12 protein-coding genes are annotated in these 12992 nt (G+C 70.5%); 3 read left to right on the top strand and 9 right to left on the bottom strand.

Going from position 1 to position 12992, the window contains the following annotated elements; translation table 11 throughout:
• Positions 1-16 precede the first annotated feature (16 nt).
• The 7 genes from IEZ08_RS20830 to IEZ08_RS20860 form a co-directional block, all read right to left on the bottom strand.
• Positions 17-820, bottom strand: coding sequence for a polysaccharide deacetylase family protein (locus tag IEZ08_RS20830; RefSeq protein WP_068926097.1), 804 nt, complete (start codon positions 818-820; stop codon positions 17-19).
• Positions 817-1758 (bottom strand): glycosyltransferase family 2 protein, encoded by a 942-nt coding sequence (locus IEZ08_RS20835; protein WP_068926096.1) that lies wholly within the window; start codon positions 1756-1758, stop codon positions 817-819. Before IEZ08_RS20835 ends, IEZ08_RS20830 begins: the two co-directional genes overlap by 4 nt.
• Before the next feature lie 2 nt (positions 1759-1760).
• On the bottom strand, positions 1761-2588 hold the full coding sequence (locus tag IEZ08_RS20840) for a glycosyltransferase family 2 protein (protein ID WP_189242723.1): 828 nt from the start codon (positions 2586-2588) through the stop codon (positions 1761-1763).
• A gap of 201 nt (positions 2589-2789) precedes the next feature.
• The gene (locus IEZ08_RS20845) at positions 2790-3917 is read right to left on the bottom strand and encodes a GNAT family N-acetyltransferase (protein ID WP_068926093.1); all 1128 of its coding nucleotides are present in this window, start codon (positions 3915-3917) and stop codon (positions 2790-2792) included.
• A gap of 520 nt (positions 3918-4437) precedes the next feature.
• Positions 4438-6057: an RNA polymerase sigma factor gene (locus IEZ08_RS20850; RefSeq protein WP_189242724.1), complete on the bottom strand. Its 1620-nt coding sequence runs from the start codon at positions 6055-6057 to the stop codon at positions 4438-4440.
• 171 nt (positions 6058-6228) lie between these two features.
• On the bottom strand, positions 6229-8007 hold the full coding sequence (locus IEZ08_RS20855) for a substrate-binding domain-containing protein (RefSeq protein WP_189242725.1): 1779 nt from the start codon (positions 8005-8007) through the stop codon (positions 6229-6231).
• A 195-nt stretch (positions 8008-8202) separates the two neighbouring features.
• Positions 8203-8847, bottom strand: a complete 645-nt coding sequence (locus tag IEZ08_RS20860; protein WP_229803351.1) for a cation efflux transmembrane domain-containing protein — start codon at positions 8845-8847, stop codon at positions 8203-8205.
• A gap of 138 nt (positions 8848-8985) precedes the next feature.
• Between IEZ08_RS20860 and IEZ08_RS20865 the strand changes: the two genes are divergently transcribed.
• Positions 8986-9759: a DUF4184 family protein gene (locus IEZ08_RS20865; protein WP_189242726.1), complete on the top strand. Its 774-nt coding sequence runs from the start codon at positions 8986-8988 to the stop codon at positions 9757-9759.
• The gene (locus tag IEZ08_RS20870) at positions 9752-10651 is read left to right on the top strand and encodes a TrmH family RNA methyltransferase (RefSeq protein WP_189242727.1); all 900 of its coding nucleotides are present in this window, start codon (positions 9752-9754) and stop codon (positions 10649-10651) included. The genes IEZ08_RS20865 and IEZ08_RS20870 overlap by 8 nt, the downstream gene beginning before the upstream one ends.
• Before the next feature lie 85 nt (positions 10652-10736).
• On the opposite strand, the gene IEZ08_RS20875 is transcribed toward IEZ08_RS20870, so the two are convergent.
• Positions 10737-11651, bottom strand: a complete 915-nt coding sequence (locus IEZ08_RS20875; protein ID WP_068926086.1) for a D-alanyl-D-alanine carboxypeptidase family protein — start codon at positions 11649-11651, stop codon at positions 10737-10739.
• Positions 11652-11750: 99 nt separating this feature from the next.
• The gene (locus tag IEZ08_RS20880) at positions 11751-12311 is read right to left on the bottom strand and encodes a DedA family protein (protein ID WP_068926085.1); all 561 of its coding nucleotides are present in this window, start codon (positions 12309-12311) and stop codon (positions 11751-11753) included.
• A gap of 152 nt (positions 12312-12463) precedes the next feature.
• Between IEZ08_RS20880 and IEZ08_RS20885 the strand changes: the two genes are divergently transcribed.
• Complete coding sequence (locus IEZ08_RS20885; protein WP_141704212.1) at positions 12464-12991, top strand: hypothetical protein; 528 nt, start codon at positions 12464-12466, stop codon at positions 12989-12991.
• Position 12992: the final 1 nt, after the last annotated feature.

Consider the following 12992-nt stretch of genomic DNA (forward strand, 5'->3'; position numbering starts at 1 on the left):
TCCGCGGACGTGTCACTCACGTGAGTCCACGGACCTTGCGCAGGCCGTACCTGGTACGCCTGACGACGGCGTATCCCCCGGTCAGCAGGCGCTCTTTCATGTAGATCAGCGGAATCCGGCTGCCCTCGACCGCCCGCCGGAACTTCGTCATCGACGTGCCGTTGGTGACGGTCAGCCGCGGCATCGCCAGCACGTCGTGCCGGTCGGCGGCGACGGCGTTGTTCACCGCGCAGGCGGCCCAGTAGCCCGCCCGCCGGACCTCGCGCCGGACCCGCGCGCTGGAGTAGCCGTACGGGTAGGCCATGGTCGCGACCGGGACGCCGAGCTTGTCCTCCAGCAGTCCCTTGTTGCGGCGCAGCTCCTGGCGGAGCTGGTCGTCGGGGAGCTGGTCGAGCTGCGGGTGGCTGTGGCTGTGCCCGCCGATCTCGATTCCGCAGGAGACGGCCTCGCGGGCCTGGTTCCACGACAACGTCCTGTCGAGCGGCCGGCCCGCCGCGTCCTTGCCCGCGTCGCTGACCCACCCGCTGGTCAGGAAGACCGTGGCGGGGAAGTCGTGCCGTTCGAGCACGGGCAGGGCCTGGGAGTGGAAGTCCTCGTAACCGTCGTCGAAGGTCACCACGACCGGGCGCTCCGGGACGGAGCGCCCGTTGTTGCGGTGCAACGAGGCGACGAGGTCGGCCACCGTCAGCGGCGTGAAGCCGTTCTCCTTCAGGTAGGAGAGCTGGTCGGCGAAGGCCGAGGGCCGTACCGCCAGCGGCTCCGTCTCGGCGGTGGGCCGGTCGGAGATCGAGTGGTACATCAGGATGGGCACGCGGATCATGATCGTCTCAGTTTCAGGCGGAGGGACCCGACAACATAACCCCAGGTGGTCCAGGCGAGGCCGACCACGATCGCGGCGGCCCGGCCGAGGCCGGACGGGTCGCCGCGCAGCGCCTCCCCGATCCCCCGCAGCGCGCCGAGGGGGAGCGCCTTCAGGGCGTGCGCCCGCTCGCTCGCCAGCCCGTCGCCGGTGCCGACGCTCTGGGTGACCAGCGCCTTGGACAGACCCTCGGCGTAGCACCTGGAGCGGAAGTAGGAGAACCGGGAGCGCGCGGCCGAGACCTTGTGGCCGATCACCGCCTCCGGCTCGAACAACATCACCGAACCCGGCCTGCGCTGGGAGATCCGGATGCAGAACTCGGTCTCCTCGCAGCCCAGGGGGCGCGGCTTGCGCCCCTGGACACTTCGGCCGATGCCGGTGTGGAACCCGCCGACCTCGCCCACGATCTCCCTGCGGAAGGCGGCGTTGCCGCCCATGACGTTGCGGATCGGCGCCCGGGCCGTGGGCATGCCCCGGTAGGTGCAGCCCACGGTCCAGTCGAACTCCTGCGGGAACCAGCGCGGGCGGCGGCCCGTCTCCCACAGCGGCAGGGTCAGCCCGCCCACCCCCACGACGGACGGGTCCTGGAAGCCCTCCTCCAAAGCCTCCAGCCAGCCGGGTTCGGCCACCGCGTCGTCGTCCAGATAGGCCACGATGTCGCCCGAGGCGGTCGCCGCACCGGTGTTCTTCCCACCGGACAGCCCCTTCTCGTGGGTGTTCTCCACCACGATCGCGCCGGGGTACTCCCGCTTGAGCATGAGGTGCAGATCCGGGTTGTAGTCGACCACCAGAATGATCTCGTGCGGTCTCCGGGTCTGCCTCTCCACCGACGCGACGGCCGCCCGGATGTCCTCCCAGCGCTCCTCGGTGTAGACGCAGATGACGACACTGATCTTCATGGCTAGGCGGCGCCCTGGTCGGCCGCCGGGGTGGCGGCCTGCGGCTCGGGGAGCACGGTGGCGGGCTTGGTGCGCCACTCCTTGATGATCGTCCTGAGCACCCGGAGGCCGTCGCGGACCGCGTGGAGATTGCTCTCCCCGTGGATCCGGCAGCGCTCGTGGCTGGGCACCTCCTGGATCTTCAACCCCGCCTTGGCGGCCCTGATGTTCATCAGCGTCTCGACCTCGAAGCCCGCGCAGTCGATGTTCAACGCGTCGAGGTGGCGGGCCCAGAAGGCGTTGTACCCGTAGCACAGGTCGCTGTACTGGGTGCCGTAGACCCAGTTCACCAGGCGGGTCAGCACCTTGTTGCCGAACGTCCGGGTGAACGTGAGGTCGTCGCTGCCGCCCCCGCTCGCGTAGCGCGACCCCTTGACGAAGTCGGCACCCGTGACCAGCGCGCCGACGAACTGGATGATCTCCCGGCCGTCGGTGGAACCGTCGGCGTCGATCATCACGATGATGTCGCCGGTGCAGGCCGCGAAGCCTGCGGCGAGGGCGTCGCCCTTGCCCTTGCCCGTCTGGGTGACCACGCGGACGTTGGGGCGCAATCGTTTGGCCACGGCGACGGTGTCGTCCACCGAGTTGCCGTCCACGAGGATGATCTCATCGATCCACTGCGGCAAGGTGGCGAAGACGTGCGGCAGGTTCTCCGCCTCGTTCATGGCGGGAACCACCACGCTGACCGTGGGCGATATGGCCACATGAGGGGTGAGCGGGGTGAAGCGCTCGATCGGTGGCATCGACATCAGCGGAGGCTTGGCCGTGGGGTTGGTGCTGTCGGGACTCATGGTTACGAATGTCCTTCCGGGCGGTCGGTCGTCAGGAGTGACTGCCAGACGGAGCCGGAGCCAGACACGATCGCGGAGATCGGGGAGGTTGCTGAATGCGGTGAGGGATGCATGGAAGGGTCCTGGCGGCGGCTGGGTGCTGTGAGGTGGGTGCTGGGTGCTGTGAGGTGAGCGAGGTGCGGGACGACGGGGGGCGGCCGGTCAGCCGGCCCCCCATGGTTCCTTGACGACGGTGCTTGACGATTGGCTCTGGACGGAAGTGCGCATCCGGCCGAAACCTTTCAGCACACGGTCGGCTAGTCGGTACAGTTCAGGGCGGTCGGTCACGATGGTGCGTGCTTTGTTGACAGGTGTCCGACCCATCCAGTGAACGGCGGCGGTGGGCGACGGGCGAGAAACGCGCCCCTCGGCGACGAAAAGATCGCCGCTCTTTAGCCAGCTCTTGTACTCGCGTCCGCCCTTGCCCATGTCGACCTGGCGCAGGCCCGCGCCGGCGGCGTATTCGGCCATGAGCAGGTGGTGCACGATGCCGGGGGAGTAGCGGGCGAACTCGACGTCGTAGGCGGGGAACCAGCCGACCAGGGTGTCGGCCGTGCGCAGGCCGAAGTGCCCGGCGACGGGCTTGTCCCCGGCGTAGACCATGGTCAGGACACCGGCGAAGCCGGACGACCGCTGGGCGTGCATCTCGTCGAGCAGCTGGACGATCCACGGCTGGGCGAAGCGGTCCACCCGGCCGGTACGGCGGTACTGGTCGGATTTCCACTGCATGAGCTGGCGCAGCGCCCCGGGGTCGGCGGAGTCCCACTCGAAGCGGAGTCCGCCCTGCTCCCGGTCGAGCTTGCGCTCCTTGTAGCGGACGGTCTTGTAGTTCTTGGGGGAGTTGGCGCGGACCTGCTCGGCGTAGGCGGCGAACCCGGCGCTGAGGTCCATCACGGGGGCGGGACGTACATCGGTCTGGTAGGGCGCGAACGTCGGCTGGCCCGCGACCATGTGATCGAAGTCGAAGACCGTCAGCCTGCAGGCGCGCAGCAGGGTCCGGATGTTCACCTTCAGGCCGGGGACGGAGATCAGCCCGTGGCAGGTGGTGAGGAACCCGCCCAGGGGCTTGCCGATCCCGAAGTTGTGCCGCTCATAGGGGAAGAACGCCACGATCTTCCCGCCGTCCTCGATGACGGCGACGCGGACGTAGCCGCGCAGCCGCCCCATGGCCAGCGCGAACTCCACTGACAGGAAGGGGTTGTCGAGGGCCGGATCCGCCCCCTGAAGCTCCCGCCAGCGGGCGATCTCGACTTCCCCGAGGTCCCCCGGGCGAACGACGCTGATGTTCACCTTGACCCAGTCCCTTGTTCGGCCTGCATGGTTCCGCTCCCCCGGTACAGAACGCGTAGTACGTAGACGAAGCCACTGAGGACTGCAACTGTTGCCACGCCGGCGCGCGGAGACCATGCGTCAAAGGAAAGCATCGCAGTAGCAAGTAGGACATTTACCACGAGGCTTGCCATCACTCCTACCGATAGTCCTGCCAGAGGATCACGATCACGCAACAGTCCCATGACGGCGGCCCCGGGAGCCACCAGAAGGAACAGGGGAGTCAAAACCAGGCGTAACGGGGTATCGCTCTCTATAAGGGCAAGTACCGCGCCCGTGGCGCATGCGAGAGCGAGTGTCCATGCGAACACCCGCCTGTTGATCGACATCTCCTGGCTCCTGAACGACAAAGGGGTGGCTGATCGTCGCTTCATGTGACCAACCGCCCCGCATGGACGTCAACGCCGACGTTTGGCATCTGTCCATGGTTTACCTGATAGCAAAGAGATGTCGGTACATCTTCCAAGATGCGGTCAAGAGGTCAAGGCGTCACCGTATCGGATTCGGTGTCGGCGGAGGGGCTCTCCGTGGGGGTCGGCGGAGGGTCCGTCGGCGGCTCGGATTCCGGCGGTTCCGGGGCTTCCCAGGCGAATGAGCAGGTGGATCCACCTGCGGGGGAACGGAACGAGACCGTTCCTGAGCCCGCCTCGGAGGGATCCGCGACAGTGACCCAAATCACTCCGCCGGCCCCGGCCCTGAGACGTCCCCGCTGGGGGTGGATGAGCAACGCGCCGGAAGCGGTCGCCGACCAGGTGACCGCGGCGTCACGTGCCGTGAGCCGGATCTGGCCCGCGCCCTGGTCGATGTCCGGGGGGCAGGAGACGGTCAGCCGCCCGGCCGGGAGCCGGGGGGCGGGCGTGCGGGTGCTCCGGGGCCGCTGGGTGGACGGACGGCGGCCCCCCGCCGTCACCGGTGTGCGGGCCGGATCGGAGACGGAGGCCGGTGTCCCGCTCTCGGTGGGCTCCGGCGGCGGGGTGGGATCCGGTTCCGGGCTCTCGGCGGGCGAGACGGTATCCGGCGCCGGGGTGCCGGGCTCCGGCTCGAAGGTGACCACCCCCGGTTCCGATCCGGGCGCGGCCTCGGCCCGCCTGGCCGGCCCCGAGCCGAGGTCCTGCCCGGTGACCAGGATCACTCCCGCGGTGGCGGCCAGCACGCACGCGGCCGCCACCGCCACCGGGGCGCTCCGCTTCCCCTGCCGTCTGCGCCGTGCGGACGCGCGCGAGGTCGCGGACGGCGCGGTGCGGAGCTCGGGCACGGCGGGGAAGCCGTCGCGGCCGAAGCGGTCGCTCGCCTCGACGATGGCGGTACGGGTCCCGTCCAGCTCGGGGTTCACGCAGGTCTCGATGACCCGGCGGCGCAGGGAGAGGGGCGGGAAGACCACCGGCACCAGGTCGAGCAGCCGCCCGGCTGAGACGTGCCGGTCCCGCTGCTCGGTGCAGACCTCGCACCGGGCGATGTGTCCCGAGAGTCTCCGGCGCAACACCGGCGGGAGCGGCCCCTCCCAGGAGTCGACCATCGCCGACAGGTCCGGGCAGTGCGCCCGGCCGACCCTGGCGAGCACGACCGCGGCGGCGGTGTTCTCCAGATGGGTGCGGGCCCGGTCGAGCCGGGCCGTGACCTGCCGGGAGGTCAGCCCGAGCAGCGCGCCGATCTCCCCGGTGCTCAGACCGTGCCGGAGCGCCAGCTCCAGGATCTCGCGTTCCTGCCCGCCCAGCTCCGCCAGCGCCTCCTGCACCAGCGCGGCCATCTCCCGCTCCCGGGGGTCGTCGTGGCCGTCCGCGACCGGCAGGGGCGTCGTGCCCTGCCCGCCCGGGGGCCTTCCGGACGCCCTGACGGCGCACTGGAACCGGACGAGCGCGTACAACCAGGCACGGAGATGGCTGGGGTCGCCCAAACGGTGCGCGCAACCCTGCGCGGTCACCAGGGCGTCGTGTACGGCCTCCGCCGCGCCGTCCCGGTCGGACAGCAGCGAGCAGGCGTAGTCGTTGAGGCGCTCGGCGTAGGCGTCGAAGAGGCTCGCGGGCGCCTGGGTGTCGGCACGCCGGAGCGCCTGCGCGAGTCGCTGGTCGTCGGCTCGGCCGACGGTCGGCCATACGGGCACGGACTTTTCCTCCCGCGGGACGGGTTCGTTCACGGGCCACGCCCGAGACCCCACACGGATAGGACGTCACCTGTTCGCGGGGAGTTGTCCTGGTATGCCCACCCGGCATGAGCTGGGAAAACTGAAACGGCTGGTACCCGTGGGGCACCAGCCGTACAGCGGAACGGAAGATCAGCAGTGGGGGGAGCAGAGGCGCCGCGCCATGCCGTCCAGGAAGAACTTTCGGATCTCCAGGATGTCCTTGGCGATGTAGGCGTCGCCGTTGGTCGCCTTGGCCAGGGCGTCCATCTGGCGCTTGCCCTTGGCCGCCTCCGGGCCGAAGGCGATGAGGATGATGCTGACCGGCTTCTCCGGGTCGAACTCCTTCTTGAGGAACTGGACGATCTCCTGGTTGCTCATCCCGCCGTCGGGATCGTCGTTGCCGGCGCCGTCCGTCATGATGAGGATCGTGTTGATCTTGTCGCTCTGGTAGCCGTCCTTCATCATCTTGTAGGCGGCGGCGAGGGAGTCGTTGAGGCCGGTGTCCCCGGTCGCCTTGGCCTGCACCGTCGCCAGCTTCTGGTTGAGCAGGTCCCGGCGGAGCATGCCGTCCACGGTCTCGGTCAGCGGGCCCACGGAGACCACCTCGCGGTAGTCCACCCCCTGGCCGTCGAGGTGGGTGGAGAACTCCCACAGTCCCATCTCGCTGCTGGCCGGGAAGAGCTTCATGCCCTCGATGGCGATCCTGCCGATCGCCTGCATCCGGGTCATACCGGCGGCGTTCACCGGGAGCGCCATGGTGCCGGAGACGTCCAGCAGGGTGACCAGGCGGGTGCCGAGGTTCATCCGCGACCACGACTGCGACATCCGCGCGACGGTCTTGGCGTCGGGCATGTCCAGGGCCTGCGGGGCCTCGGCCTGGAAGCCGTCCGCCTCGGAGATGGTCGCGCCGCCCTTGCCGTCCGGGGTGCGGAAGCCCAGGTCCTGCAGGTCCTTACGGGCGGCGTCGGTGCCGAGTTCCTCGGTGAACTCCGCGGCGGCCTTGCGCACCTCCGCGTCCTTGGCGGTGACGACCACCGGGTAGTCGAGGTTGAAGGTGCCCTCGGCCGGATAGAGCGGCACGGCCGGGACCTCGGGCTTCTTTCCCGTGTTGAACGCCCAGACGCCCTGCTCGGAGGAGATGCCCAGCGGGGTGCGGCGGCCCTTGACGCCCAGGCTGGCCAGCAGCGCCTCCTGGTCCTTGACGGTCGAGCCGGACAGCGTCTTCATCGCGCCCACCAGCTGCTCCTGGCCGATGCCCGCGGCCGTGGCCACCCCGGAGGCGGCCAGCAGCGCGCCGAGCCCGGCGGCGTTGAGCGAGGGGTCCAGCGCGAGCACGCGCACCTTGCGGCCGGGGCCGTCCACGTTGGCCGCGTTCGTGGCGCTGATCATGCCGCTCCAGCTGGCGTCGCCGAACGCCTTCTTCAGGTTCGGGACCATCGAGCCCGAGGCCACCATGACGACGGGGGACTGGGCGACGGACGCGCCCGGCGCGGGAACGTCCGGGTTCTTCGCCCGGGCGCCGGTCACCCACAGCGACGAGTCGGGGATCCACAGGTCCATCGCGCCGACCTTGCCGCCGCTCCCGCTCAGCCCCGCGGCGACCGTCGCCGAGGCGGCCTTGGTCACCTTGACGGTCGCGCACTTGCCGTCGACGTCGTGCCCGGCCTTGTTGAACCGGTCGGCGATCCGGGCCACGGCGGGCTGGATGTCGGGCGAGGCGGTGACCCGGAGGGCGACCTCGTCGCCGGAGCATCCCTCCTGGTCCCGGTTGATGATGACGAATGCCGCCACGCCGAGCAGCACGGCGAGGGCGACGGATCCCGCGAGCGGGACCAGGACCTTGCTCCGCCCGCTCCGACGCCGCCGGGACGGCGCGCCATAGGAGCCGTAGCCGTCGTCGAGTTCATCCGTCCGGTGCCGTCCGCCCACGATGCCCTCTTCGGTGTCGATGTCTGAAGCTAGCGGGTCACCTTATCTGGAGGTACGCCGCAATATTCACGGAACTGTACTGGGAACGCTTACTGTGGCAAAACAGCCCTTTTAGTGCAGATATGACACTACGTAACGGTAACGAACGATTGGGTCCCCGGAGAGGGGGTGAAGAGGGCGCCGGAAGATACCTGATCAGTGGCAGCAGGAGTGCCCGCGCCAGGTCTTCCAGCCCTCCCGCACGGCCGTCGCGGCCAGGAGCACGGCCATCGCCGGATCCGCCCACCACCAGCCGGCGCCGTTGAGACCCAGCCCGGCCAGCACACCCGCGGACAGCAGCGCGCACATCAGGTTCTGGGTCCCTTCGCCCGCGGTGGCCGCCGAGCGCAGCCGCGCGCCCAGCCGTCGCTTGGCCAGGCCCAGGGCGGGCATGCCCAGCAGGCTCACCGCGGTCACCGCCATGCCGAGCAGGCTGGGCGAGGCCCGGTGCCCCGCGTCCAGGTCGTGCGCCACGTGGATCACCAGGTAGGGGGCGAGCAACCAGAAACTGACCGCCACCGCCTTGCGTGCCCGCTCCTCCGCGTCCACCGAGAAGGTCCGCGACCCGGTGAACCGCCAGACCACGATGAGGCTGGCCAGCGCCTCCACCAGCGACCACACGCCCCAGCCGAGCAGCGCCACCGAGTGCGCCCGCAACCCGGCGGCGATGCCGAGCGCGCTCTCGGCACCCAGCCAGGCCAAAGTGACCAGCGACAACGTGCGCGCCCTGCGCGCGTCCCGCAGCCATCGCTCACCGGGCGCCCGCCGCAGGACGTCGTGATCAGCGGTCCGCTCGGTCACGGCACCCTCCAGAGTCCGCCGCGAGGAGCGGCCGGTAGCGGAGTAACCACGATACGTCACATCGCCCCGGCTTACCGGATGCCCGGCCACCGGCCCTAAGCTGCACCGAGGGCATATCCGCCGGGGGAGGGAGCAGAGGTGCCGTTCACGCCCAGTCACATCGCGGCGGTGCTCCCGCTCATCTCCTCGGAGCGCGCCCGCCGCGTGCTCGACCCCTGGGCGCTGGCGCTGGGCACCATGGTCCCCGACCTGCCGATCTTCCTGCCGTTCCTGCCGGACTACATGATCTGGCACTCCCTCCCGGGAGTCCTGACTCTCGCGCCCCCGGCCGTCACTCTGCTGCTGATCGTTTTCCACGGCTTCCTGCGTGACCCTCTGACCGCCCTGCTGCCGCCCTCGCTGTCCGGCCGCGCCGCCTCCCTGGCCCCCGGCCGGTACGGCCTGCGCCGCCTGCCGGCCGTGCTCGCCGGAGGCGCGGCCGGCGCGTTCACCCACATGGCGTGGGACTCCTTCACCCACTCCTACAGCTCGGCCCTGTGGGGCTGGCAGTGGCTGGACACGCGGGTGGCCGGACTGGTGCCGCTGTTCCGGGTGCTGCAGTACGCCTCCACGATCGTCGGCCTGGCCGTCGTGGTCGCGTGGCTCCGGCGCGGTCTGAACCGGATGGAGCCCCGGCCCGTGCCGGACCGCCTGGTGCTTTCCGTCCGGGCCCGGCGCGGTGTCCTCGCGGCGACCGCCGGCTCGATCCTGCTGTGGGCGGTCCTCTGGCCGGCGATCTTCCCGCCCGACAGCCGCGCGGCGGTGCTGACCCGGATGGGCGCCGGGGTGGTGGTCGGCTGCTGCCTCGGGCTGCTCGTCCACGCGGTGATATGGCGGCTCCGGCGGGGCGTGGCAGGATTCGACAGTGCCTGACGCCTCCGATCCCCGCCTCGCCGACTACACCGGCCTGCGCGACGTCGAACTCCGCAAGAGCCTGGAAGCCGAGCACGGACTCTTCATCGCCGAGGGGGAGAAAGTGATCCGCCGGGCGGTCTCCGCCGGTTATCCGGTCCGCTCGGTCCTGCTGACCCGCCGCTGGACCGCCTCCCTGGCCGACGTCCTGGACGGTCTCGGTGACCGGGTCCACGTGGTGGACGACGACGTGATGGAGGAGATCGCCGGTTTCCCGGTGCACCGGGGCGCGCTCGCCTCGATGGAACGGCGGCCGCTGCCCACGGTGACGGAGGTCCTGAACGGCACCCGCGCAGGCGTCACCGCTGCGGGAGGAAGCCCGCCGGAAGGAGCCGCCGCGGGAGCAGGCGCGCCGGAGGAAGCCGCCCCGGAAAGGGACGCGGTGGCGCCCCGCCGTGTCCTGGTCCTGGAGGACCTCGTGGACCACGGCAACGTCGGCGCGATCTTCCGCTGCGCCGCCGCCCTGGGCGTCGAGGCCGTGGTCCTCTCCCCCCGCTGCGCCGACCCCCTCTACCGGAGATCGGTGAAGGTCTCCATGGGCGCGGTCTTCGCGATCCCGTACGCCCGGATGGACAACTGGTACGACGGCCTCGCCGGGCTCCGCGCCGCGGGCTTCCAGACCCTGGCCCTCACCCCCGACCAGTCCGCCACCCCCCTGGACGAGGTCCCCATGGCCCACCGGGTCGCCCTGCTCCTGGGCTCCGAGGGCGACGGTCTCTCCTCCCGCTGGCTGCACGAGGCCGACGAGCCCGTGTGCATCCCGATGAGCCCGGCGGCGATGGATCTGGGCGTCGACTCCCTCAACGTGGTGGCCGCCGCCGCCATCGCCTGCCACGGCCTGATGCGCCGGTAGGACGTGACGTGCGCCGGTACGGCGCGCACCCGAGCCCAAGGAGCCGTCGCCGGCAGCGGGCGGTGATCGGGCGGTGATCCGGTGGTCAGAAGTCACCGGTGTAAGCCGCGGCCTGCGCGGAGGCCCACTCCAGGAGGCGTTCGGCGGTGCGGAAGCGCCGTTCGGGTCTGGGGTCGCCGAGCAGGACGCCGATCAGGCGATGGCCGTCGCGGTCGGCGGCGAAGGACAGGCAGTAGCCGGCCGCGCGGGTGTAGCCGGTTTTGATCCCCAGGGTGCCGGGGACGCGGCGGAGCAGCTTGTTGGTGTTGGTCCAGGCGTGAGCGCGGTGTACCCGGGTCTTGCGCACGGTGTACCGGTCCTCGGCGGCGATGGCCGACAACACCCGGTCGCGCAGCACCACGTCGGCCAGTTTCGCCTGGTCGAAGGCTGTGGAGTAACCGCCGCCCCGGGGTTTGGGCAGCCCGTCGGCGTTGCTGTAACGAGTGTCCTCCAGCCCGAGGGAGCGGGCCGCCGCGTTCATCTTGGCCACGAACCTGGCCTGGCCGGGGCCGTAGACGCGGGCCAGCGCGTGGGTGGCGTCCGCGCCGGAGGGGAGCATCACGCCGTGGAGCAGGTCGCGGACGGTCAGGCGTTCCCCGGCGCGCAGGGAGGCGTGGGTGGCGTCGTTCCGCCTGGCGTGCCGGACGTCCAGCTTCTTGACCGTGACGACGTCGCTCAGCCGGGCCTCCCGCAGCACGACGTAGGCCGTCATGATCTTGGTCAGGCTGGCGATCGGCACCCGCTCGGTGGCCCGCCTGCTGAGGTGGACCGTTCCTGTGGTGGTGTCGACCAGGTAGGCCGCGCGGGCGTGCACGGTGGGTGCGGCGGGTTCGGGCGCGGGGGTGTGGACGGGTGTGCGGCGGGCAGGCGCGCTGTGGGCCGGCGGGGCGAACCCGGAGACCAGGAGGGTCGCACCGGTCAGGACGGCACAGGCGAGAAGGCGGATTCCCCCGTTATGCATGCGGATCATCGTGGCAGAACTCACCGTGAAGGCTCGCTTCTTGGGGGCGCGGCTATCGAAATATTGGTATCCGTGTCGCAGGGGTCGGATCGTGAGGAATCACTCTTGCGGGCCGGAGAGGGGCGAACCCTTCGCCGGAGCGGGCGCGTCCTCGGCGGAGGAGGACGCGGTCTTCGCGGTCGCCGCGCGGCGGCGCCGTACGAACACCGCCAGCGCCGCGACCACGACCGCGGCCGTCACCCCCGCCGCGAGGGGCGAGCGCCCGGCGAGCGCGAGCCAGCCCCAGATGACCGAGTAGAGCCCGAAGTATGTCACGGGACACCAGGTCAGGCAGCCGAGCGCGCTGGCTGCGACGTACTTCGGGTAGGAGATCTTCAGCACCCCGGCCACCCAGGGCAGGGAGTGCCGTACGCCGGGCACCCAGAAGCACCCGTAGACCGCCAGGGCGCCCCAGCGCGCGACGAACCCCTCGGCCTTGCGGATCCTCTCGTCGCCGACCCTCCTGCCCAGGCGGGAGGCGTAGATCCTGGGACCGAGCTTGTGGCCGACCCAGTAGTAGACCTGGAAGGCGATGAAGAGCCCGACCATGCCCAGCAGGAAGGGGATCAGGACCGCGGGGGAGGTGGGATCGGGGATAGCCGCCGAAACGTATCGCGTCACCGCACACCACCGCCAGGATCACTCGGTCAACTGATACTAGATATTAGGCCAGGCTTACCTCATCTTCGGTCGCAGCACGGCTGCAAGTGCGCCGCAAGCGAAGGTCAACCCTTCCGCCGTACACATATGAGTGACGAAGGAAGGTGTGTGTCATGAGACCGCGAAGCAGTGTCACGCCGGTACTGGCGAGTGGGGCCGGGAGCGTCGTGAAGCTGCTGGTCGCCACACTCGCGTTCACCGGGGCCTACGTGGGGGTGGAAGCGTCCCGCGACGCTTCCGGCGAGGCCCGGGCGAACGCGGCCGCGGGCGCCCCGGTGCAGACGGTGACCCTGTCCGCGGAGTCGGTCCCGGTCACGACCGGCACCGTTCCGGCGGCGGGCACGGTCACCGTCGGCGCGATCACCGACACCCAGGGCTGCGCGAAGCCCTACCGGGTGCAGAGCGTGATCGAGAACGCCGACCCCGAGAAGACCGTCTCGTACGGCTGGCGCCTCGAGCGCTGGAGCGTCTCCGGCAAGAGCTGGCGCGTCTACATGGCCTCCGGCTCGGGCTTCACCGGCCGGAGCCGGACGGTCGAGTGGGAGCCCCGGATCGTCAACAACCCCGGCTGGTACCGGGTGAAGCTCTCGGTCGACGGCGGGGACGTCCTGCTCAGCGAGAAGTTCCAGGTCAGCTGCTGAC

The organism is Planobispora rosea (assembly GCF_014648175.1).
Lineage (GTDB): Bacteria > Actinomycetota > Actinomycetes > Streptosporangiales > Streptosporangiaceae > Planobispora > Planobispora rosea.